This window comes from Nonomuraea sp. NPDC003804, assembly GCF_040610675.1.
Classification (GTDB): Bacteria; Actinomycetota; Actinomycetes; order Streptosporangiales; family Streptosporangiaceae; genus Nonomuraea.
Window position 1 is genome coordinate 108421 of record NZ_JBEXMT010000030.1, and the last position, 21618, is coordinate 130038.

General features: G+C 71.6%; 21 protein-coding genes, 1 tRNA gene and 1 riboswitch. Of the genes, 12 read left to right on the top strand and 10 right to left on the bottom strand.

The features are described 5' to 3' along the window. Window positions 1-9: 9 nt before the first annotated feature. From rph to ABZX22_RS34190, 3 genes are all read left to right on the top strand, one after another. Window positions 10-729 carry a ribonuclease PH gene (gene rph / locus ABZX22_RS34180; RefSeq protein WP_354917413.1) on the top strand — a complete coding sequence of 240 codons (720 nt, stop codon included), beginning with the start codon at window positions 10-12 and terminating at the stop codon, window positions 727-729. Beyond that, window positions 726-1313, top strand: coding sequence for an RdgB/HAM1 family non-canonical purine NTP pyrophosphatase (gene rdgB / locus ABZX22_RS34185; RefSeq protein ID WP_354917416.1), 588 nt, complete (start codon window positions 726-728; stop codon window positions 1311-1313). Before rph ends, rdgB begins: the two co-directional genes overlap by 4 nt. Before the next feature lie 245 nt (window positions 1314-1558). Then, window positions 1559-3445 (top strand): molybdopterin-dependent oxidoreductase, encoded by a 1887-nt coding sequence (locus ABZX22_RS34190; protein WP_354917419.1) that lies wholly within the window; start codon window positions 1559-1561, stop codon window positions 3443-3445. Window positions 3446-3701: 256 nt separating this feature from the next. Here the strand turns inward: ABZX22_RS34190 and ABZX22_RS34195 are convergent, their stop codons facing one another. Beyond that, window positions 3702-4430: an AAA family ATPase gene (locus ABZX22_RS34195; protein ID WP_354917422.1), complete on the bottom strand. Its 729-nt coding sequence runs from the start codon at window positions 4428-4430 to the stop codon at window positions 3702-3704. Between the two features lie 256 nt (window positions 4431-4686). On the opposite strand from ABZX22_RS34195, the gene ABZX22_RS34200 reads away from it, so the two are divergent. Both ABZX22_RS34200 and ABZX22_RS34205 read left to right on the top strand, forming a co-directional pair. Beyond that, a complete protein-coding gene (locus tag ABZX22_RS34200; RefSeq protein WP_354917425.1) occupies window positions 4687-5421 on the top strand; it encodes a toxin glutamine deamidase domain-containing protein in 735 nt (244 codons plus the stop codon). After that, entirely contained in the window at window positions 5418-5681 is a 264-nt protein-coding gene (locus ABZX22_RS34205) for a hypothetical protein (protein ID WP_354917428.1), read from the top strand. The genes ABZX22_RS34200 and ABZX22_RS34205 overlap by 4 nt, the downstream gene beginning before the upstream one ends. Before the next feature lie 73 nt (window positions 5682-5754). Here ABZX22_RS34205 and ABZX22_RS34210 read toward each other — a convergent pair whose 3' ends face one another. The 4 genes from ABZX22_RS34210 to ABZX22_RS34225 form a co-directional block, all read right to left on the bottom strand. Continuing rightward, window positions 5755-8205 carry an FtsX-like permease family protein gene (locus ABZX22_RS34210; RefSeq protein WP_354917431.1) on the bottom strand — a complete coding sequence of 817 codons (2451 nt, stop codon included), beginning with the start codon at window positions 8203-8205 and terminating at the stop codon, window positions 5755-5757. Next, complete coding sequence (locus ABZX22_RS34215; RefSeq protein WP_354917434.1) at window positions 8202-8951, bottom strand: ABC transporter ATP-binding protein; 750 nt, start codon at window positions 8949-8951, stop codon at window positions 8202-8204. The genes ABZX22_RS34210 and ABZX22_RS34215 overlap by 4 nt, the downstream gene beginning before the upstream one ends. 80 nt (window positions 8952-9031) lie before the next feature. Further along, on the bottom strand, window positions 9032-9730 hold the full coding sequence (locus tag ABZX22_RS34220; protein WP_354917437.1) for a response regulator transcription factor: 699 nt from the start codon (window positions 9728-9730) through the stop codon (window positions 9032-9034). Then, window positions 9727-10857, bottom strand: a complete 1131-nt coding sequence (locus tag ABZX22_RS34225; RefSeq protein ID WP_354917440.1) for a histidine kinase — start codon at window positions 10855-10857, stop codon at window positions 9727-9729. The genes ABZX22_RS34220 and ABZX22_RS34225 overlap by 4 nt, the downstream gene beginning before the upstream one ends. 195 nt (window positions 10858-11052) lie before the next feature. Here ABZX22_RS34225 and ABZX22_RS34230 point away from each other — a divergent pair, with 195 nt between their 5' ends. After that, window positions 11053-11577, top strand: coding sequence for a hypothetical protein (locus tag ABZX22_RS34230; RefSeq protein WP_354917443.1), 525 nt, complete (start codon window positions 11053-11055; stop codon window positions 11575-11577). 371 nt (window positions 11578-11948) lie between these two features. Here the strand turns inward: ABZX22_RS34230 and ABZX22_RS34235 are convergent, their stop codons facing one another. From ABZX22_RS34235 to ABZX22_RS34250, 4 genes are all read right to left on the bottom strand, one after another. Beyond that, window positions 11949-15068 carry a M28 family peptidase gene (locus ABZX22_RS34235; RefSeq protein ID WP_354917446.1) on the bottom strand — a complete coding sequence of 1040 codons (3120 nt, stop codon included), beginning with the start codon at window positions 15066-15068 and terminating at the stop codon, window positions 11949-11951. 95 nt (window positions 15069-15163) lie between these two features. Next, the gene (locus tag ABZX22_RS34240; RefSeq protein WP_354917449.1) at window positions 15164-16114 is read right to left on the bottom strand and encodes a LysR family transcriptional regulator; all 951 of its coding nucleotides are present in this window, start codon (window positions 16112-16114) and stop codon (window positions 15164-15166) included. A 47-nt stretch (window positions 16115-16161) separates the two neighbouring features. Beyond that, on the bottom strand, window positions 16162-16656 hold the full coding sequence (locus tag ABZX22_RS34245) for a hypothetical protein (RefSeq protein ID WP_354917452.1): 495 nt from the start codon (window positions 16654-16656) through the stop codon (window positions 16162-16164). Further along, complete coding sequence (locus ABZX22_RS34250) at window positions 16656-17264, bottom strand: DUF6286 domain-containing protein (protein WP_354917455.1); 609 nt, start codon at window positions 17262-17264, stop codon at window positions 16656-16658. The genes ABZX22_RS34245 and ABZX22_RS34250 overlap by 1 nt, the downstream gene beginning before the upstream one ends. A gap of 100 nt (window positions 17265-17364) precedes the next feature. On the opposite strand from ABZX22_RS34250, the gene ABZX22_RS34255 reads away from it, so the two are divergent. After that, the gene (locus ABZX22_RS34255) at window positions 17365-18552 is read left to right on the top strand and encodes an amino acid deaminase/aldolase (RefSeq protein ID WP_354917458.1); all 1188 of its coding nucleotides are present in this window, start codon (window positions 17365-17367) and stop codon (window positions 18550-18552) included. A 93-nt stretch (window positions 18553-18645) separates the two neighbouring features. Here the strand turns inward: ABZX22_RS34255 and ABZX22_RS34260 are convergent, their stop codons facing one another. After that, window positions 18646-18972 (bottom strand): DUF3618 domain-containing protein, encoded by a 327-nt coding sequence (locus tag ABZX22_RS34260; protein WP_354917461.1) that lies wholly within the window; start codon window positions 18970-18972, stop codon window positions 18646-18648. 96 nt (window positions 18973-19068) lie between these two features. On the opposite strand from ABZX22_RS34260, the gene bcp reads away from it, so the two are divergent. From bcp to ABZX22_RS34285, 5 genes are all read left to right on the top strand, one after another. Continuing rightward, entirely contained in the window at window positions 19069-19542 is a 474-nt protein-coding gene (bcp, locus tag ABZX22_RS34265; RefSeq protein WP_354917464.1) for a thioredoxin-dependent thiol peroxidase, read from the top strand. Between the two features lie 79 nt (window positions 19543-19621). Further along, window positions 19622-19705 (top strand) — tRNA-Leu (locus ABZX22_RS34270). Window positions 19706-19754: 49 nt separating this feature from the next. Next, a riboswitch (glycine riboswitch) is annotated at window positions 19755-19852 on the top strand. A 129-nt stretch (window positions 19853-19981) separates the two neighbouring features. Continuing rightward, entirely contained in the window at window positions 19982-21067 is a 1086-nt protein-coding gene (gene gcvT / locus ABZX22_RS34275; protein WP_354917467.1) for a glycine cleavage system aminomethyltransferase GcvT, read from the top strand. After that, complete coding sequence (gcvH, locus tag ABZX22_RS34280; RefSeq protein WP_354917470.1) at window positions 21064-21453, top strand: glycine cleavage system protein GcvH; 390 nt, start codon at window positions 21064-21066, stop codon at window positions 21451-21453. The genes gcvT and gcvH overlap by 4 nt, the downstream gene beginning before the upstream one ends. A 60-nt stretch (window positions 21454-21513) precedes the next feature. Next, the coding region (locus ABZX22_RS34285) for a serine dehydratase beta chain (RefSeq protein ID WP_354917479.1) at window positions 21514-21618 on the top strand (105 nt) is incomplete at its 3' end.

Sequence of the window (21618 nt, forward strand, 5' to 3'; positions counted from 1 at the left end):
GTGATCTGCATGTCTCGACAGGATGGACGCGCCCCTGACCAGCTTCGCCCGGTGAAGATCACCAGGGGGTGGCTCGCGCACGCCGAAGGTTCCGTGCTGGTGGAATTCGGCAACACGCGCGTGCTGTGCGCCGCCTCCGTCCAGGACAGCGTGCCGCGCTGGCGCAGGGGCAGCGGGCAGGGCTGGGTGACCGCCGAGTACGCGATGCTGCCGCGGGCCACCAACACCCGCAACGACCGCGAGTCGGTGAAGGGCAAGATCGGCGGGCGCACCCACGAGATCTCCCGGCTGATCGGCCGCTCGCTGCGCGCGTGCGTCGACTACAAGGCGCTCGGCGAGAACTCCGTCCTGCTCGACTGCGACGTCCTGCAGGCCGACGGCGGCACCCGCACCGCCGCGATCACCGGCGCCTACGTCGCGCTGGCCGACGCGGTGGCGTGGATGCGCGAGAGGAAGATGTGCCCCGGCGACCCGCTCGTCGACTCGGTGGCGGCGGTGTCGGTCGGCGTGGTGAAGTCCACGCCGATGCTCGACCTCTGCTACGTCGAGGACGTCGCCGCCGAGACCGACATGAACGTCGTGATGACAGGCTCCGGGGCGTTCGTCGAGGTCCAGGGCACCGCGGAGGGCGCGCCGTTCGACCGGCGAGCGCTCGACCAGCTGCTCGACCTCGCCGCCACGGGCTGTGAAGAACTGACGCTGCACCAGCAGGAGGCACTGGGCCGATGAGAATCGTGCTGGCGACCCGCAACACCGGCAAGATCGTCGAGCTGCGCCGGATCCTCGACGGGTTCGAGGTCGTGGGCCTCGAGGAGTTCCCCGAGATCGGCGAGGTGGCCGAGACGGGCCTGACGTTCGCCGAGAACGCCCTGCTCAAGGCGCACGCCGTCGCCCAGGGCTCCGGCCTGCCCGCCGTCGCCGACGACTCGGGGCTGTGCGTCGACGCCCTCAACGGCATGCCCGGCGTGTTCTCGGCACGCTGGTCGGGCAAGCACGGCGACGACGACGCCAACCTCGACCTGCTGCTCGCCCAGGTGTCCGACGTGCCCGACGCGCGGCGCACCGGCCGGTTCGTGTGCGCGGCCGCGCTGGCGCTGCCGTCCGGCGAGGAACGGGTCGTCGAGGGCGAGCTGACGGGACGGCTGCTGAGGGAACGGCGGGGGAGCAACGGGTTCGGCTACGACCCGATCTTCGTGCCGGACGGGGAGTCGCGCACGACCGCGCAGATGGACCCGGCCGAGAAGGACGCGATCAGCCACCGCGGCCGCGCCTTCCGCGCCCTCGCCCCGATCGTCGCCGCCGTACTCTCCTGACCACGCATCCGTCCCCCGCGCAGGCCATCCTTCCCGTACGGCACGCCGCGTGCCGCCCTTTGCGGCGAGCGTGCGCCGCGCGGCCATCCTTCCCGTACGGCAAGCCGGGTCAAGGCCACCGCGGTCACCGCTGACCGCCCGTCCGTCACGCCACTCCAGCGGCGACACGCACCCGCCGTGACGTCGCCTGGTTTCGTCACCGGTACGTAAGATCTCCCGCTCCGGGGCGGGCGTAGCGTTTTCCCGTGGAGAGCGTGGAGAGTGGCAAGGCCGTGCCCGCGTGGGCGGCAGCGGTCGTCGGGCTGGTCGCCGGAGCGGTGGCGCTGGGCGTCGGGTACCTGGTCGCGGCGCTGGTGGGGCCGGGTTCGTTCCCCGTCGTCGCGGTGGGCGACGCGTTGGTTGACCTGGCGCCCGCGCCTGCCAAGGAGTGGGCGATCGCGACGTTCGGGGAGAGCGACAAGGCGGTCCTCGTGGCCGGGGTGGTGGTCGTGCTCGCGCTCATCGCCGCCGCGCTCGGGGTGCTGTCACGGCGCGGTGTGGGCCTCGGTCAGGCGGGTTTCGCGGTGTTCGGGGTGGTGGGGCTGCTGGCGGTGCTCACCAGGCCGGGCGCGGGCGCCGCCGACGGGCTCGCGACGGTGGTGGGGGCGCTGGCGGGGGCGTGGACGTTGACGCTGCTGTTCCGGCACGCCGTGCAGCCCCTTCCGGCCGGACCATCACCCTCCACCTTCACTCGCCCCCCGGCATCTTCTCCACCGGCCTCCCCTTCGGCAGCCGAGTATCCCGCGGCACCAGCGTCTTCTCCGATCCCGGAATCTCCTTCGGCACCCGGATCCTCTGCATTCCCGAAATCTTCTTCGGCGCCGGGGTCGTCTGCCACACCGGCGTCTTCTCCGATCCCGGAGTCCGCTCCGGCACCGAGGTCTTCCTCGGCTCCTGGTTCGTCTCCTGGGCCGGGGTCTTCCCTGGCCCCCGAGTCTTCCTCGGCACCCGCCTCTTCCCTTGCGCCGGCGTCTTCTTCGATCCCCAGCTCTTCTGCGGCCAGTCGGGCAGGAGATGCGCCACCCGTCCTTGACCGGCGGCGGTTCGTGCTCAGCGTGGCTGGTGGGATCGCCGTCGCGGGGGCGGCCGCGGTGGCGGGGCAGGTGCTGTCCGGCCGCCGGGTGGGTGACACGGCCAGGGTCGGCGTGGCGCTGCCGAGACCCGCCACGCCCGCCGGGCCGCTGCCCCGCGGGGCTGACTTCCGGATCGGCGGGCTGTCGCCGTTCGTCACGCCGAACAGGGACTTCTACCGCGTCGACACCGCCATCATCGTCCCCCAGGTGAACCCGAACACCTGGACGCTGCGCATCCACGGCATGGTGGACCGGCCGATCGAGCTCACGTTCGACGACCTGCTCAGGCGACCGCTGACCGAGGCCGACATCACGCTCACCTGCGTGTCCAACGAGGTCGGCGGGCAGTACGTGGGCAACGCCCGGTGGCTGGGGGTGCGGATGGCGGACGTCCTGCGCGCGGCGGGCATCCAGCGCGACGCCGACATGCTGCTGTCCACGTCGGCGGACGGGTTCACCTGTGGCACGCCGGTGGATGTCGTGCTGGACGGCAGGGACGCGCTGTTCGCCGTCGCGATGAACGGGGAGGTGCTGCCCGTCGACCACGGCTTCCCGGTCCGGCAGGTGGTGCCGGGGCTCTACGGGTACGTGTCGGCCACCAAGTGGGTGGTCGACATCAAGGTGACACGGTTCGACCTCGACGAGGCGTACTGGACGCCGCGCGGGTGGGCGGCCAAGGCGCCGATCAAGACCCAGTCGCGGATCGACGTGCCCAAGTCCGGCGCGAGGCTGAGGCGCGGCCGTACGACGATCGCGGGGGTGGCGTGGGCGCAGCACACCGGCGTCGCGGCCGTGGAGGTGCGGATCGACGGAGGCGCCTGGCAGCGGGCCAGGCTGGCGGAGGTGCCGGGGCCGGACACCTGGCGGCAGTGGGCCCTGGACTGGGACGCGACGGCGGGCGGCCACACGATCGAGGTGCGGGCGACAGACGCGGCGGGCCGTACCCAGACCGGACGGCAGGCGCCGGTGGCGCCCGACGGGGCGACCGGCTGGCACACCATCTCGGTCCGGGTCGACTGACCGACCCTGTTGTCCGATGAGGGGTCGGCTGACCGGCTTTGGTCGTTCCTGTGAGGGGTTTGGCTGGCCGGGTCACGTGCGGGGTCGGCTGGCCGGCTCTGGCCGTTCCCGTGAGGGGGTTGGCTGGCCGGCTCCGGTCGCCGCATGATCGATGCTGCCCGGTCGGAGCGGCCAGGCCGCCCGCAACCGCCGGACACCGTATGGCTTCCGAGACCCGGCAAGATCGACTACCGGGTCGCCGCCATGGGAGCTCGCGCTAATCCGGCTCCAAGGCATAGCGGAGGTAGAAGTCCGGCTTGGCCAAGAAGCGTCGCCAGTGGTCCACCACTTCGAGTTCGTCCCAGGTGGCGGTGACGATGCCGTGGTCACCGAGTTCGGTGATCTGCGCTCCGGGCAGGCTCGCGAGGATCGGTGAATGAGTGGCGCAGATGATCTGCCCGCCGTCTTGGGCTACTCGGTGCATGAGCCCGACCAGTCGCACGCATGAGTGGAACGACAAAGCGGCCTCGGGTTCGTCCATCAGGTACAGCCCCGGTCCCGACACCATGCGCTCGAGCACGGTGAAGAACCCCTCGCCGTGGGATTGCTCGGTCAGGTCCTCTTCCCAGAACCCGTATCTGCCGGAGACGTTGCGCCCGAGGTTGAAGAGGGTTTCCGCCCTGAAGAAGAACGCCCGCCGCTTGAGCCGGGGGCCGTGCAGCAGCCGCCATCCCAGAGTGGTCAGCTCGGCATCGAGAACCTCACCCAAGGGAGTGGCCGGGCCCGTGCCGGCGTACTTCGTACCGGCCTTGCCGCCTTCGGAGTTGATGCCGCACGCATCAGCGATGGCTTCGACGATCGTGGACTTACCCGAGCCGTTCTCCCCGACCAGGAAGGTGACGGGCGCCGTAAGCGTCAGACCATGCTCGGCCAGGTAGCGGACCGGAGCCAGTGTCGCGGGCCAGCCCGCAGGCAGGCGGCGGGCTGTCAGCCGGGTCAGCAACACTCCAGCGCCCTCCTGTGCCTTGATCAGTCGAGCGGCGTGGGCACGCACCGGGCCGACGAGCCTCGGACAGTCGCCGCATCGGGCCGACCGATCGAGGATATGCGCGGCGGCCGACAACTGCGCCGGATCATCGCGGGATCGCGGAGTGCTCGCCGTCCAAGTTTTCAGTCGGTCTCCAGCCAAATCGGCGGAACCTCATGACGGTGAGCGATCCTCCCCCTACGATCAGTCGTCGATGACGGAAGGAGGCGGCGAGATGTTTCGCGAGAGCCTTCCCGAGGGCCGCTACGACCCGCTGATCGCCGACGGGGTCCGGTGGCGCGACTACGAGCGGGCGGCCGCCGACGTGCCGGAGCCCGTCGCGCAGGATCCCGACTGGTTCGACCTGCCGCACCGCCCGCCGCGGCTGGCCGAGTGCCGGCCGTACGGCGTGCCGGGCGGGCTGGCCCGCGCCGACCCGCAGGCCGAGTCCGACCTGGCGCAGGCGCTGCCGCCGGGCACCAGGTTCGCCGACCCGCGCGGCACGTGGGTGCGGCTGGTCAACGGCATGGGCGCCGCGGAGGACCCGTTCAGGGCGGGTAACGCGGCCGACTGCGCGCTCGCGGTGGTGTCCAGCTGGCACGGCGAGCCGGTGGTCGCGGCGCCGAGGCAGCCCGAGTACGACACGGTGGGCCGCCCCCTGCTCATGGGCGAGTCGGGCGGCACGGCCAGGATCGAACGCTGGATGGGGCAGCGGCTGGAGTTCGTGGGCCAGGGCAGACCGGCCTACCCGGTGATCGCCGGACGGCTGGCGGAGGCGGGTCACGGCGCGTCGGCGGTCATCGTGGTGCGCTGGCCCGGCGGCGGCTCCCACGCGTGGAACGCCGTCAACGCCGACGGCGAGGTGATCTGGATCGACGCGCAGCGCGGGCACATGGCGGTCGAGCCGCCCTACGAGACGGTGACCGGCGTGTTCTGCGCGATCGTCGACCGGCGGGGTGAGCAGGGGTGAACCTGGACCAGGCGCGCGCGGTGGCGGAGGAGTACTTCAACGGCGGCCGGTCCGAGCCGCTGGAGCTGGGCCTCTACGCCTTCGGCGAGGGCTATGTGGTGTGGGTCAAGGCGTCCGAGCCCGACGACCCGTCGGTGCTGCCCGAGACGGTCGGCGGCGGGTGCATCGTGATCGACAGGCGCACCGGCGAGGTGGCGATCAGGCCGTTGCTCGACCCCGAGACGGTCGCCGAGCAGTGGCCGGGCCGCCACCCGCGCTGACCCCCGGCGCCGGCGGCCGGCGGCCACCGCCGGCCGTACCCGCCGGTGGGCCGGGGCCGCCGCCGGCGAGGTGTCAGCCGCTGGCCAGCGACGACACGATCGACGCGCGGGCCGCCTTGCGCGCCGGCAGCACGGCCGCGAGCACGCCCGCCAGCCCCGACAGCGCCACGAACAGCGCGATCTGCCCGAACGGCACCGACAGTGTCGCGCCCTCCAGCATGGTCCTGACGGCCGCCCAGCCGAAGGCGATGCCGAGCGTCACCCCGACCAGCGCCCCGATCAGGCCGAGCACCAGTGCCTCGACCGACAGCATCCGGCGCAGCTGCGGTCTGGTCAGGCCGAGCGCCCGCAGCAGCGCCGACTCGCGGGTGCGTTCGTGGACCGACAGCGACAGCGTGTTGGCGATGCCGAGCAGCGAGATGAGGATCGCCAGCCCGAGCAGTCCGGTGACGATCATCAGCGTCATGTCGAGCGCGTCGTCGTACTCCCCGCGCACGTCGGTCGAGCTGATCACCTGCACGGTGGGATAGTCGGCGGTGGCCGCCTCGACCAGGTCGCGCGTCCGGTCGGGATCGACGCCGTCCTTGATCTTGAGGTAGAGCTTGGAGTCGGCGCTCTTGCCGAAGTACTGGTCGTAGGAGTCCGCGGCGAGGGTGACGGCGGGCAGCAGGCTCTCGTCGTCGATCAACTGGCCGACCTTGAGCGTCACCGTGCCCTCGCGTTCGGTGGTGAGCTGGAGGGGAGAGCCCTTCCTGAGCCCCCACTCCTTGGCGAGACTCCCGGAGAGGGCGACCTCGCCGGGGCCGAGCGGCTGCAGCTTGGCGGGGCCCGCGAACGTGCCGACCACGCTGTCGTTCTTGCCCACCTTCGCGGTCGTGTCGCGGATCTGCAGGACGGAGTCGAACTCGGGCCTGGCCCGCAGCGTCTCGGCGACCGAGCGGGGGATCGCCGCCTCGCGCTCCTGGGTGGAGACCAGGTAGTCGGCGGGGAACTGCGAGTCGAGCTTGGCCGCCATCGTCACCCTGGTCGAGGCGGTCATCACCGAGATGACCGTCATCAGCGTCACGCCGATGGTCAGCGCGATCGTGGTGGTGGCCGCCCGCTTGGGGTTGCGGCCCGAGTTGTCGACGGCCAGCCGTCCCGGCACGCCGAAGAGCACCTTGGGTATCTGGCCGACCAGCCTGCTCAGCGGCCTGACCAGCACGGGACCCAGGACGAGGACCCCCAGGAAGATCAGCGAGCAGCCGCCCATCGCGACGAACAGCGAGACCTGCTGTCCAGGCGCCATGAACACCGCGGCGCCGGTCGCGCCCGCCCCCGCCAGCAGGAGGAGCGCCGCGACGACCACGCGGACCACGCCCGCGCGGAAGGTCTGCTCCTCGCTCTGGCTGCGCAGCGCCGCGATAGGCGCTACGCCGGTGGCCGAGCGGGCCGGCAGCAGGGCCGCGCCCACGGTCACCACGAGGCCCACCGCGAGCCCGATGCCGATCGTCATGGGGGCCAGCGACGGGCCGAGCCCGGTGGGCAGCGGCGCGTCCATGCCGCGCAGCACGGCCATCGCGCCCGCGCCCAGGCCGTAGCCGACGGCCAGACCGAGCACGGAGGAGACCAGGCCGACCGCCACCGACTCCAGCAGCACCGAGCCGAACACCTGGCCGCGCGTCGCGCCGATGCAGCGCAGCAGCGCCATCTCCCGCGTCCGCTGCGCGACCAGGATGTTGAAGGTGTTGTAGATGACCAGAGCGGCCACCATCATCGCGATCAGTCCGAAGATCAGCAGGCCGAGCTTGATGAACTCGATCTGCACGCCGTTGCGCTTCGCCAACGCCGCGGCCAGCTCGTAGCCGGTCGCGACCTCGTACTCCCGGCCGACGGCCGCCGTGACGGCCTTCTTGAGCGCGGCGGGGTCGTCACCGGTCAGGTCGATCTCGCGAAAGCCCTTCTCGCCCGTCATGCGCTGGGCGGTCTCGGTGGTGAAGCCGACCGCGCCGGTGTAGCCGAGCTCCTGGTCCAGGCCGACGTCGAAGAGGCCGACGAGCTTGAAGGACTGCTTGGCGCCCTTGCGGTCGAGCGCCGTGACCGTGTCGCCGACCTTGAACCCCTGCTTGCGCGCGGTGTTCTCGTCGACGACCGCCTGGTCGGCGCCCGCAGGGGCGGTGCCGTCCGTGATCGTGGTCCGGTCGGTGACCGAGATCGCGGTGGTCGGCAGGTCCCCGATCGTCTTGCCGTTCCTGCCCAGCAGCGGGGCGTTGCCGCGCACCTGGCCCTGGGCGTCGGTCACGCCGTCCAGGTCGCGCAGCCGGTCGAGGAGCGGCCCGGGCAGCGCCTTCTCGCCCGGCTTCGGCAGGACGGCGACCGCCACCTTCTCGGCGTCCGACGTCACCTTCTGCGCGAACCCGGCCTCGATGGTGTCGGTGAGAACGAACGTGCCCGCGATGAAGCCCACGCCCAGGGTGATCGCCAGCGAGGTGAGCAGCAGGCGCAGCCTGTGCGCCCGCAGGCTTGCGAGGGTCGTCTTGATCACTTGGCTTCCAGCCTCATCAGCGTGTCGAGAACCGACTGGGGCGTAGGCTGGGCCAGTTCGCTGACCAACTGGCCGTCGCGCAGGAAGACGACACGGTCGGCGTAGGAGGCGGCGACGGGGTCGTGGGTGACCATCACGATGGTCTGGTTGAGCTCGCGGACACTGGTGCGCAGGAACGACAGCACCTCGGCGCCGCTGCGCGAGTCGAGGTTGCCCGTCGGCTCGTCGGCGAAGATCACCTGCGGTTTGCTGATCAGTGCCCTGGCGACGGCGACGCGCTGCTGCTGGCCGCCGGACAGCTCGGTCGGCCGGTGGCCGAGCCTGTCCTTCAGGCCGACGGTCTCGATGACCCGGTCGAACAGCACGGTGTCGGCCTGGCGTCCGGCGATCTCCAGCGGCAGCCGGATGTTCTCCTCGGCGGTCAGCGTCGGCAGCAGGTTGAACGCCTGGAAGATGAAGCCGATCCGGTCCCTGCGCAGCAGGGTGAGCTGCTTGTCGCCGAGACCGGTCAGCTCGACGTCACCGATGTGGACGTGGCCGCCGGTGACCGTGTCGAGCCCGGCCAGGCAGTGCATCAACGTCGACTTGCCCGAGCCCGACGGGCCCATGATCGCGGTGAAGGCGCCGGTGGCGAAGGAGACGTCCACGCCGCGCAGCGCGTGGACCCGCGTGTCGCCCTCCCCGTAGGTCTTGGTCAGTCCGGTGGCCACCACGGCGGGCCGTAGAGATATCTGTGTCGCTGTCACGCACAAGACGCTATGGGCGGAACAACCGCATTCCCTGGGACCCGAGGAGGGACTTCCCGTCACACCTGAGATGACCCGTATCAGCCTTTCGGCCGATCCGGGATGCGCGGTGCGAGCCGGTCGGGGCTCCGCTCCGGCGACCGGTCGGACGGCACGATCAGCCCCGCCTCGTAGGCGTAGACCACGACCTGCGCCCGGTCGCGCACCCCCAGCTTGGCCAGCACCCTGCCCAGGTGCGTCTTCACCGTCGCCTCCGCCAGCGCCAGCCGCTCGGCGATCTCGGTGTTGGACAGGCCGCGCGCCACCAGCATCATGACCTCGTGCTCCCTGGCCGTCAGCAGGCTGCCGTCGGGCAGCCGCTCGGCGGTCAGCTGCCCGGCGAACCTGTCGAGCAGCCGGCGGGTGGCGCTGGGCGCCATCACCGCGTCGCCGTTGTGCACCGAGCGGATCGCGCTGACCAGATCGGACGGCGGCACGTCCTTCAGCAGGAAGCCGGAGGCGCCCGCCTTGATCGCCGAGTAGGCGTACTCGTCCAGGTCGAACGTGGTCAGGATGAGCACCTTCGGGCCGTCGATCAGCCTGGTCGCCTCGACGCCGTCCATCCTCGGCATGCGCACGTCCATGAGGACGACGTCGACCTCGACCTCCTTCAGCAGCTCCAGCGCCGAGACGCCGTCGCCGGCCTCGGCCACCACCTCGATGTCGGGCTGGGCGCCGAGCACCATCCGGAAACCGGCGCGCAGCAGCTCCTGGTCGTCGACCAGCATGACCCGGATCATGCGGCCACCGGCAGCCTGGCCAGCACCTCGAAGCCGCCGCCCGGGCGGGGGGCGGCCTGGACGGCTCCGCCGTACATGGAGACCCGCTCCCGCATGCCGAGCAGGCCGTGGCCGCCCACGCCGCGTGGAGCGGCGGCGCCCCTGCCGTTGTCGGTGATACGGACCACGAGTTCGCCCCTGCCGTACTCCATCTCCACCGTGGCCCTCGCGCCGGGCCCGCCGTGCTTGAGGGTGTTGGTCAGCGCCTCCTGGACCAGCCGGTAGATCGCCAGCTGCTCGCCCTCCGGCAGGTCCTGCGGGGTGCCGCTCACGCGCAGGTCCACCGGCAGGCTGGAGCCGCGCACCAGCTCCTCCAGCTGGGCCAGACCGGGCTGCGGGGTGTAGTCGGCGGCCTCGCCCGCCGGGTCGGCGGCGTTCTCGCGCAGCACGCCCACCAGGCGCCGCATCTCCGCCAGCGCCTCGCGACCGGTCTTCGAGATCGCGTGGACGGCCTGCCTGGCCAGCTCGGGATCGGTGTCGATGGCGTAGCTCGCCCCGTCGGCCTGCACGATGATCACGCTGACGTTGTGCGCGACCACGTCGTGCAGCTCCCTGGCGATCCTGGCCCGCTCGGCCGCCGCCGCCATCCTGGCCTGCTGGTCGCGTTCGCGTTCGGCCCGCTCGGCCCGCTCCTCCAGACCCTCCAGGTAGCGGCGGCGCGTGTTGGCGTAGATGCCGGTCAGCCAGATCATGACCACGAAGAACGAGCAGCTCAGGAACATGCCGAGGCTGACGGTGTCCCACTGGGACAGGGCCAGGAAGATGCCGAGCTCGGAGACCAGGCCCGCCGCCAGCGCCCACTTGAACGTGCAGTGGCTGGCCATGGCGTACATCGCGACCAGCACCGCGCTGTTGGCGGGGAAGGCGGGGACCTCGGTCAGCCACTGCGCGAAGCTGATCAGAGAGACGAGGGCGAACACGGTGCGGGGATGGCTGTTGCGCCAGAACAGCGGCACCACGAGCGTCGCCGTCAGGACCAGGTAACCCACCAGGTCGATCGGTGGACGGACCGTGGGCTGGGTGTAGGAGACCGCCAGGGCGGCGCACAGCGCGATGAGGGGGGTGACCCACAGGACGTCCGTGAGCATGCGGCGATGCTGCGACCAGGCTCGAATCTTGCCGAACACTCCATCACTGTACGTATCGCCACGGGGCCGCCCTTCCGCCTGGAGTCGGAGGCTGATGTACGACCCTGGTCGTATGCCGGATTTACGCGGTATTTATGGGGCATCCGGCATTGTCATCGGTGGGAGCGCCCTCTGGGCGAGTAAAGGGAGATCGTGATGGCGGATCATGATCGCGCCGCAGGGCCGCGCGGTGAAGAGGAAGCACCGCGCGGCCCGGACCCCGAGAGCGCCCCACCACCCGCCTCCGGCGCGTCGCAGGCAGGACCACCGCCTCCGCCTCCGCCGCCATCACCGCCTCCGCCGTCCCCGCCGCCTCCGCCGCAGGAGACCTTCGCCGGGTTCGTCCGGCAGAAGCACGCCCAGATCATCGGCGCCGGGCTCATCGGCCTGTTGGCCGGCGGCGTTCTCGGCGGCGCCGCCGTGGCGATCCTGTTCCGCGTCGCCGACCACGGCGACCGTCCCCGGACGGCCCGCTGGGAAGACCATGGCGGGCACCGCTTCGGCGGCCCCGAAGGGTACCGGTTGGAGCCGCCCGCCGAGTGCTGGTCCACCCCGCGCGGCCGGACCTGCACCTACCCGTACGCCCGCCCGCCGCTGCCGTCGCCCATGCCGACCACCTCCGTCACCGTGGTGCCGCCACCGAGCGGTGTGCCCACGGTCAAGCCGACGCCTACCGGCTGACCGGCTACCCGCACGCCCCGAGGGTTGTGCCCCCAGTCAAGCCCGGGCCCGGCCCCTTCACCGCGACCACCTCGACGGAGTCGAAGATCGACCAGCGCAGCCCGTAGGCCGACCAGCCGAGTGGTGACGGTCCTGGTGACGACGACCGTGGCGGCCAGGACGAAGGCGGGGGCCAGGTACAGGAGCGCCAGGAGGGGCCTTCGTGGCATATGGGGGATTATGCCGGTTCTTCTGCGGAGTGCGCGGGATGGGCGGGCGGTCACCGGCTACCCCGGTGGCCGCCCGCCCGCTTGCCGTACAGCCACCGGCTACCCCGGTCGCCGCCAACCCGCTTGCCGTACGGACGCGCTCGCCTTACGGAGAGGAACGGATCAGACGGGCTGCCAGAGAGCCGGCACGTTGGGCGGCTCCCAGCCCGGCAGCGAGGTGTGGGCGATCCGGCAGCGGTACCGGACGCCGTGGTAGCTGACCACGTCCCCCACCGCGTACGGCGTCCACGCCGCCCACGTGGTCTCCCCGCCGCCGCCGACCGTCAGCGTGAAGCGGGCCGAGTGGTCGGCGGCGGTGCCGTCGGCGTTGATGGTGATCGGGTACGTCCCCGGCGCCGTACCCGAGGCCGTGGCGATCGTCACCGTCGCCGTCTGGCCCGAAGTGATCGTCCGCGGGTCGACGGTGACGGTGACCCCGCTGGGCACGTCGGCCGCCGACAGCGTGACGCTCTGCGGATTGCCCGAGGTGACCTGGGTGGACAGCGTGGCCGTGGCCGTCTGCCCCGGCTGCACGGTGGCCGACGACGGGTTCAGCGTCACCGTGTAGTCGTCGGCCGCGCCGCCGCCGACGGCCAGCTTCCACAGCACGTAGGCCGCGGCGTCGGCGTTGCGGTCGAGCGCCGTGGTGCTGACGTTGGCCGGGTAGGTGTCGCACGCGGAGTGGTAGCAGCGGTCGAACGCCTGCCCGGCGGTGCCGCCCCACTTGGCCGCCTGGGCCGTCGTCTTGACCGCCTCGGCGCCGGTGAAGACCCCGCCGACCCTGACGCCCGCGTCCTTGAACGGGGCGTGGTCGCTGCGCCCGTCGCCCGCGGTCTCGATCTCGGTCTGCACGCCGATGCCCGCGTAGTAGTCGTTGAACAGGCGCTGCAACTGCGCGTCGTCGTCGTAGACGAAATAGCCCGGATTGGGCGAGCCGGTCATGTCGAAGTTCAGGTAGGCCTCGATGCCGGACACGCCGCTGGTCTGCACGTAGTACTGCGAGCCGCGCAGCCCCAGCTCCTCGGCGCCCCACCAGGCGAAACGCACGTGCTTGGTCAGGGTGGGGTTACGGCCGGCCAGCGTGAGGGCCAGCTCCAGCAGCGAGGAGGAGCCGGTGCCGTTGTCGTTGACGCCGGGCCCCGCGGAGACGCTGTCGAGGTGGCTGCCCATCATGACCACCTGGCCGGCCGGGCCGCCGGGCCAGTCGGCGATCAGGTTCTGGTGGGTCCTGCCGCCGTAGGTGAAGTTCTGCACCTGGGTGGCGTATCCGGCCGCGTCGAGCTTGCCCCTGATGTAGGTGAGCGCCGAGGTGTAGCCGGTGCTCGGCGAGGGGCGCGGGCCGATGCTCTGCAGCTGGCTCAGGTGCGCGGTGAGGTTGGCCACCGGGATGTCGGGCGTGCCGGGGCCGGGCGGTGAGCCGACGGTCAGCGTGAAGGCCGCCTGCCTGTCGACGTCCGTGCCGTCGGCCATGACGGTGACGGAGTGGGCGCCGACCGGGGTGCCCGAGGAGGTGGACAGGGTCAGCGTGGAGGTCTGCCCCGCCGTGATGGTGGCGGGGGAGAAGGCCGCCGTCACGCCGGACGGCAGCGTGCCGGTGCCCAGGGTGATCGACTGGGCGGCGCCGATCGCGGTCGTCCGCACGGTCGTGGTCGCCTGCTGACCCGGCTCCACCGTGCGCGAGGCGGGGTCGAGCGCCACGGTGAAGTCGCTGCCCTGCTGGCAGGCCGGCTCGCCCGCCTGCGCCGGCACGCTGACGCCGGACCAGGCCTCCTTGACGACGTTGAACTCCACACAGCTGCCCGGGTACAGGGTCTTGGCCGCGTTGAGCGTGGCGACGCGGGCCTTGGCGTGGGTCCACGGGAGCGTCTTGGTGTTCAGCGCGCTCATGAAGATCTCACCGGCCTTGCGGATGCCGATACCGGTGATCGCCGGGCCGTTGTCGCACCGCGAGCTGGCCGGCTTGCCCTGCGGGTTGGTGCCCTCCGCCACCAGGTAGAACCAGTGGTTCTGCGGCCCCGCGCCCGCGTGCACTTCGGGGGCGGGCAGCCGGAAGCAGTTGGGATCGCCGAGCGCCGACGGGTTGTACATGTTGCGGATCGGCCCCGAGCCGCTCAGGTTGACCTCCTCGCCCACCAGGTAGTCGGGCGGGTCGAGGGTGGCGGGCTCGTTGACGTAGTGCTCGGTCAGCGCGCCGAAGATGTCGCCGGTCGACTCGTTCAGGCCGCCGGTCTCGTTGCCGCTGCCGGGACCGCCGGGCGTGGTGTGGAAGATGCCGTGGCCGTACTCGTGGCCGACCACGTCCATCGCGGTGAGCTGCTGCGTGCCCGCGGAGTTGCGGCCGAAGCTGGTGTAGGAGCCCGTCCAGTAGGCGTTCACCTCGGCCAGGCCGACTCGCGCGGGGAAGCCGCCGCCGCGGCCGTCGATGCCGTCGCGGCTGAGCCAGTCGCGCAGCATGTCCCATTCCTTCTGGACCGCGAACAGCGTGTCGACGCACGCGGTCTCCAGGTTGGTGCCGGTGCCGTTGCCCCAGGTGTCGTCGGTGCCGGTGTAGGCCTGGCCGTTCTGGCCGCCGCACTGGAGGCCGCGCCGGGTCGGGTCGACCATCGAGTACGACGGCGAGGTGGCGATCTGGACGGGGTTGCCGTTGTAGTAGCTGTTGCCGGTGCCCGCGCGCACCTCGTCCCACTCGTCGACGATCTGGCCGGTCGACGCGTCGACGTAGACGTGCAGCTTGCTGGGCGCCTTGGCGGTCCTCCCCTCGACGACCACCTCCCAGGCCAGCCGGGGCCGCTCGCCGGCGGCGTGGATCGCGAGGGTGGGGGTGCCGACGCCGGAGACCGTGGGCACCCGCTTGCGGGCGGCGAGCGCGGCCTGCTCGGCGGTCACGGTGGGGGTGGCGGGAGCGGCCGCTTCGGCGCGCTGGCCTGTGGTCACCTGGTGGACGACCTGGCCCGACTCGTCGGTGACGATGACGACGTCGCCGCCGTAGACGGGCAGGCCCGCGTGCGTGCGGGCGTAGGTCAGGTACTGCTGTCCGCGCACGCCGCCGACCGAGGAGACGAGCGCGAACTCGTCGTCGGCGGTGGCGAACAGGGCCTCGGAGTGGGCCAGGAGGGCGCTCTGGGCGGCCGACGCGGCGGTGCGGCGTTCGGCGGGGGTGGGCGGGTCCGCCGCCGCGGTCGTGGTCACGACCAGTGCCAGCGCGAGCATGGCGGCAGCACCCAGCCGGAGGGTGGGTTTCACTCTCGTGCTCCTTAGGGGTGTCGGGCGAGGAGTCGTCCCAAGTTGACCGCGAGAGTAAAAGGCTTAGTAAGCCAACATTTTCCTATAATTTGACGTTATATGCGGCCGTGGCGCTTCAACCAGGCCTGATACACGGGCGCCCGCCGGGCCTCGCTCCAGTACGTCTTGGTCACCGTCTGCACCAGATCGCCGGCCAGCGCCGCCAGCGGGCCCTTCTCGTGCCACCCCAGCAGGTGGCGGAAGCGCAGCGGGGCACCGCGCAGCGGCCTGATCACGATGCCGTCCCTGGCGGGCGCGGTGGCCTGGAACAGCCCGACGCACCTGCCCTCCCCGATCAGGTCGAGCGCCACCTCCAGGTTCACCGCGAAGGTGGCTCGCTGCGTGAAGCCGTGCTCGGCGCAGGTCGCCGCCATGTGCTCGCGCGGCCCCGACTCCAGCAGCGACGGCTGCGCCCAGTCCTCCTGCGCGAGGTCGCCCAGCTCCACCTCCTCCGCGCCCGCGAGAGGATGCCGGGAGGACAGGCCGACGAACAGCGGCTCGGTGGCGATCACCGCGTAGCGGGTGCCCCGCGGCGGGACGAGCTCGTGTCCCGGGTAGTCGTCGAGCGTGGCCAGCTCGATCCGCTCGCTCTCGAGCAGCCCCGGCAACGGGTCCAGGGTGGCCTCGGTGCGCAGGCTGATCTCCGCCCCCGGAAGCAGCCCGTCCAGGCTGCGCGCCAGGTAGATGGCCAGCCGGGTCGGGGCGCACCCCACCCTGATGCGCAGCGGGCCGCCCGGCGGCGAGGCGTAGCGGGCGGCGTCACGCTGGAGCTCGTCGAAGGCCGGGAGCAGGGACCGTGACCGCGTCAGCAACCACTCGCCCCGCGGGGTCGGCCGGACGCCGTCGTGCGAGCGGTCGAACAGCGGCCCGCCCACCATCCGCTCGATCCTGCGCAGCTGCGCGGCGATGCCGGGTTGCGACATGCCCATGGTCGCGGCGGCCTTCGAGATGCTTCCCGTGTCCGCGATGGCGCACAGCACCCTCAGGTGACGAACCTCAAGGTCCACACCGCGAGCTTAAAAGTAAAGAAGCTTTCCAGTAAGACCCAATCGGGTCAGCGGCGGACGTGGACGCGGACGATCGCGCCCATGTCGTCGACACCCACGTCGCGGCGCACCCTGCCGACGACCTCGCGGTTCAGCTTGGTCACCACGGCGCCCACGTCGGCGAGGGCGGGGCAGGTCACCGCGATCCGCAGCCGGTCCTGGCCCACGACCCGCACCGCCGTACGGCTGATGCCGTCCACGTCCTTCAGGCCCACGCACAGCAGCGCCGTCCCCGTGCCCGAGCGGTTGCCGAGCCTGCCCCAGCCGAGCGCGATGAGCAGCCACCGCAAGGCCAGCAGGGCGGCGAAGACCAGCACGAGCGCGAGCAGCCACGAGACCCACGGATGCGCGGCGACGTAGCCGGCGACGTCGTCCTCCAGGACCCTGGCGTTCCTGCGGGTCCCCAGCTCGCCACCCCCCCGCAGGTAGGCGTAGCCGCCCAGGCCGAGCAGGACACCACCGACGACACCGAGCCCGATCCTGTTGCCGCCGTACTGCCGCATCACAGCCCCTTCCGGCGCAGCCGCACCACGACCTCGCCCGCGCACATCGCGCCGAGCCCGTTCAGCCGCTCGCCGACGGCGGCCCCGGTCCTGCGCAGCATCTCGCCCGTGCGCTCGGCGTCGGAGACGACCGTGACCTCGATCTGCCGGCGGCGCAGCCGTACCCGCACGCTGCGCACCCCGTCGACGTCCTCGGCGACGGCCCTGAGCGTCCTGCGCAGGCCCGACCTGGTGACGCCCATGACGATCCGCGGGTCGGCGGTCTCCAGCGGCACCAGCCTGGACCGGCCCGGCACCAGGGCGAGCCCCAGCAGCACCAGGCCGGTGCCGGCCACGCCGACCGCGCCCAGCATCAGCTCCGGGTCCGACCACGCGGTGCGGGCGGCCAGGGCGAGCACCTGGTCGACAGGCAGCAGGCCGAGCCCGCCGCCCAACAGCCCGGCGAGGACCTCGGCGGCGAGCAGCGTCAGCCCGGCCGACGTCGTGAAGGCCACCGCCACACCGGCGGGGGTTCGTGCCGGTCTGAGCACCCTGGACGCCCTGCGGCGGGGCGTCTCGTGCTCGCTCGGAGCGGCTCCACCAGGCAGGCGGTCCTGGAGTGTTGTCATCACACCGACAGAGGTACAGGGGGCCGCCGCGCCACAAAGCCCTTCCCCGCCGCCGGTTTGCCGGATCTTTGCCGGCGAACATCGGTATTACCCTGCTTCTATGGACGACCGCCAGCGCTACGACAGGGCCACCGCCGCGTTCGAGCCGCCCTTCGCCATCCTCGATCTGGAGGCGTTGCGGGCCAACGCGGCGGGCCTGGTCCGCAGAGCCGGCGGCAAGCCGATCAGGGTGGCGAGCAAGTCGGTCCGCTCGCGCCCCGTCCTCGAACGCATCCTCGCCATGGACGGCTTCAGCGGCGTCATGGCCTTCACCCTGCCCGAGGCGCTGTGGCTGGTCGAGCAGGGGTTCAGCGACGTGCTGGTCGCCTATCCCACCGCCGACAGGACGGCGCTGGCGGCGCTGGCCGCCACCGAGCGGGCCGTGCGGGAGATCACGCTCATGGTCGATTCCGCCGAGCACCTCGACTTCATCGAGTCGGCGGTGCCGGCAGGCGGCCCGGTCCTGCGGCTCTGCCTCGACATCGACGCCGGATACGTCGCCCTCGGCGGGCGTTTCCGCGCCGGCGCCCTGCGCTCCCCGGTCCGCGAACCCGCCCACGCCGCCGACCTGGCCGCCGAGATCGCCAAGCGGCCGGCCTTCCGCCTGGTCGGCCTCATGGCCTACGAGGCGCAGATCGCGGGCGTCGGCGACGACCCGCCCGGCAACGCGGCCTTCGCCCGCGCCATCAGGCTGATGCAGGCCCGCTCGGCCCGCGAGCTGATCGTACGGCGCGGCCGCATCGTCAACGCCGTCAGGCAGGTCGCCGACCTCGAGTTCGTCAACGGCGGCGGCACCGGCAGCGTCGACCGCACGGTCAGGGAGAAGGCCGTCACCGAGTGCGCGGCCGGCTCGGGCTTCTTCCACCCCAGGCTCTTCGACTTCTACCGGGGCTTCAGCGGCCGTCCCGCCGCGCTGTTCGCCCTTCCGGTCGTCCGGCGTCCAGGGCTCGGCGTGGTGACCGTGCTCGGCGGCGGCTACCTGGCCTCAGGGGCGCCGGGGCCGTCGCGGCTGCCCCAGCCGTACCTGCCGCCGGGGCTGCGCTACTCCTCCGACGAGGGCGCGGGCGAGGTGCAGACCCCGCTGCTCGGCCAGCCCGCCGAGGACCTGCGCGTCGGCGACAGGGTGTGGTTCCGCCACGCCAAGTCGGGCGAGCTGTGCGAGCGGTTCGCGAGCCTGCTGCTGGTCGAGGGTGACAAGGTCGTCGAGGAGGTCCCGACCTACCGGGGTGAAGGCAGGACCTTCCTCTGACCCGCCACCCTCCGGCTCGGCGCCCGCGAGGGTGCGTGGCGCCCGTCCTCCGGCCCCTCGCGGGGCGCCCGGCGGGCCGGTGACGCCTGCCCGTCAGCGCCTGCGGCGCCGGCGCCACAGGACGATCGCCGCGCCCACGACCAGCACCGCGCCCACGGCGATCAGCGCCGAGCCGACAGGCCGCTCGTCCTCCCACAGGTCCCCGGCGTCGTCGTCGTAGCGCACCGGCCGCGGCGTCACCCCCACGAGATCGCCGACCGACGCCACGAAGTGCTCGGCCCTCGACTTGACCTCGTCCATGCTGCGCTGGGCCACCCGCTTGGGGCTCACCCGGTCGGCGATGGCGTCAACGGTCCGCGCGAGCTCGGCGCGCGTCCGGGTGATCCTGCGCTCCAGCTCTTCAGGGTCGGTCTCGGCCATGGCTCTCCTTTCTCAGGGTGATCAGTCTGTCAGGTCGCGCCGCCGTACCGCACGGCGGGCGAAACGTGTCCCTCCGATTGGGGTTAGGTTGAGCCCGTGACCGAAACCAAGCTCCAGCCAGGAGACGCCGCTCCGGACTTCACGCTCCCCGCGGCCGACGGCGGCGCCGTCTCTCTCGACGCCTACCGCGGCAAGCGCGTCATCCTGTACTTCTACCCCGCCGCCATGACGCCCGGATGCACCAAGCAGGCGTGCGACTTCCGCGACAACCTCGGTCAGCTGACCGACGAGGGTTTCGTCGTTCTCGGCGTCTCCAAGGACAAGACCGACAAGCTGGTGAAGTTCGTCGAGCGCGACGCGCTGACCTTCCCGCTGCTGTCCGACGTCGACCTGGAGATCCACAAGGCCTACGGCGCGTACGGCGCCAAGAAGCTGTACGGCAAGGAGGTCGTCGGCGTGATCCGCTCGACCTTCGTCATCGGCCCCGACGGGAAGATCGAGCAGGCGCTCTACAACGTGAAGGCGACGGGCCACGTGGCCGGTCTGAAGAAGAAGCTCGGCCTGGCCTGAGGTTTGCGATCAAGTCCGCGGGCTTGATCGCAAACGAGTATCTCGGCCCCGGCCCGGGCGCTAAGCTGATGGCGGTTGCGCGGGCGTGGCGAAATCGGCATACGCGGCAGGTTTAGGTCCTGTTGGTGGTGACACTGTGGGGGTTCGAGTCCCCCCGCCCGCACCTTTCCCTTGATGGCCGGATCCGTACTAGTCTTGCCTACGGACACCGATGAACCCACGCGGGAGAGCGTCCTGGCACCCGGCCAGGACCCCTGAAGGAGCAAGCACTCCCCGCGAACCTCTCAAGGCAAAGGACCGCGCGGGCAAGGTGACCTCTGGAAAGCAGGCCTGCGGGGCCTCGCCGAAGGTGAAAGTCCGGCAAAACCGGGTGAAGCTCTCAGGCACCGATGACAGAGGGGGAGGATCCTGGCATCCAACCCATCCTGAGGTGCGAACAATGTCCCGACCGACACCGCTACGAGACGTACACGAGAGTCTCGGCGCGACGCTGACCGACTTCGCCGGCTGGTTGATGCCGCTGCGCTACGGGAGCGAGTCCGCCGAGCACAAGGCCGTACGCGAGCGGGCCGGGCTGTTCGACCTGTCCCACATGGGGGAGATCTTCGTGACCGGCCCGCAGGCCGGCGAGGCGCTCGACTACGCGCTGGTCGGCCACCTGTCCGTGCTCGCGCCCGGCCGCGCCCGCTACACGATGATCGTCAACGAGCAGGGCGGGGTCCTCGACGACCTCATCGTCTACCGCCTGGCCGACGACGAGTACATGGTCGTCGCCAACGCCTCCAACTACCCCATGGTCGCCGAGCGGCTCACCGAGCGCGCCGAGGGCTTCGACGCGGTCGTCGACGACCGCTCCGACCAGTACGCGCTCATCGCGATCCAGGGCCCGCGCGCCCAGGAGATCCTCGCCACGCTCACCGACGCCGACCTCGCGGGCCTGAAGTACTACGCCGGCCTGCCCGGCACGGTCGCCGGCGCCGAGGCGCTCATCGCCCGCACCGGCTACACCGGCGAGGACGGCTTCGAACTCTTCGTCGCCAACGCCGACGCCGTCGCGCTGTGGCACGCGCTGGCCAAGGCCGGCGAGCCGTACGAGATCATGCCCGCCGGCCTGTCCAGCCGTGACACGCTCCGCCTCGAGGCCGGCATGCCGCTGTACGGCAACGAGCTCGGCGTCTCGCTCACGCCCTTCGACGCCGGCCTCGGCCGCGTGGTGAAGTTCGACAAGCCCGGCGACTTCGTCGGCAGGGCCGCGCTCGAGCAGGTCAAGGACGTCCCGCCGCGCCGCCGCCTCGTCGGCCTGGTCGCGACGGGTCGCAGGGTCCCTCGCCATGGGTTCCCTGTCACCAGTGACGGGGCCGTCGTGGGCGAGGTGACCAGCGGCGCGCCGTCGCAGACCCTCGGCAAGCCCATCGCGATGGCGTACGTGGACACTGGGATAGAAGAAGGTCTGGCCGTTGACATCCGGGGCAGCCAAGAGGGCGTGGACCTGGTTGAGCTGCCTTTCTACAGGAGGAACAAGTGAGCAGCATTCCCGACGATCTGAGCTACACCAAGGAGCACGAGTGGGTCGCCGGACTCGACGACGGCCTGACCCTGACGGTGGGCATCACGGCCTATGCCGCCGAGGCGCTGGGCGACGTGGTCTATGTGCAGCTGCCCGAGGTCGGTGCGACGTTCGACGCCGGTGACTCGATCGGCGAGGTCGAGTCGACCAAGTCCGTGAGCGAGATCTACGCCCCTGTCTCCGGCGAGGTCGTCGAGGTCAACCAGGCCGTCGTGGACAAGCCCGACCTGGTCAACAGCGAGCCGTACGGCGAGGGCTGGATGTTCAGGGTGCGCGTGTCCGGCGACCCCGAGGACCTGCTGAGCGCGGAGGAGTACACCGCGCTCACGTCAGGCGACAACTGACACACCCGCCGGGGTCCGTCCGGGCCCCGGCATTCACCCCCCGAGAGTTGGGATGCATCAATGGCGATCAGCGTCTTCGACCTCTTCAAGATCGGTATCGGGCCGTCGAGCTCGCACACCGGCGGGCCGATGGCGGCCGCGCACCGCTTCGCCCGGGGGCTGCAC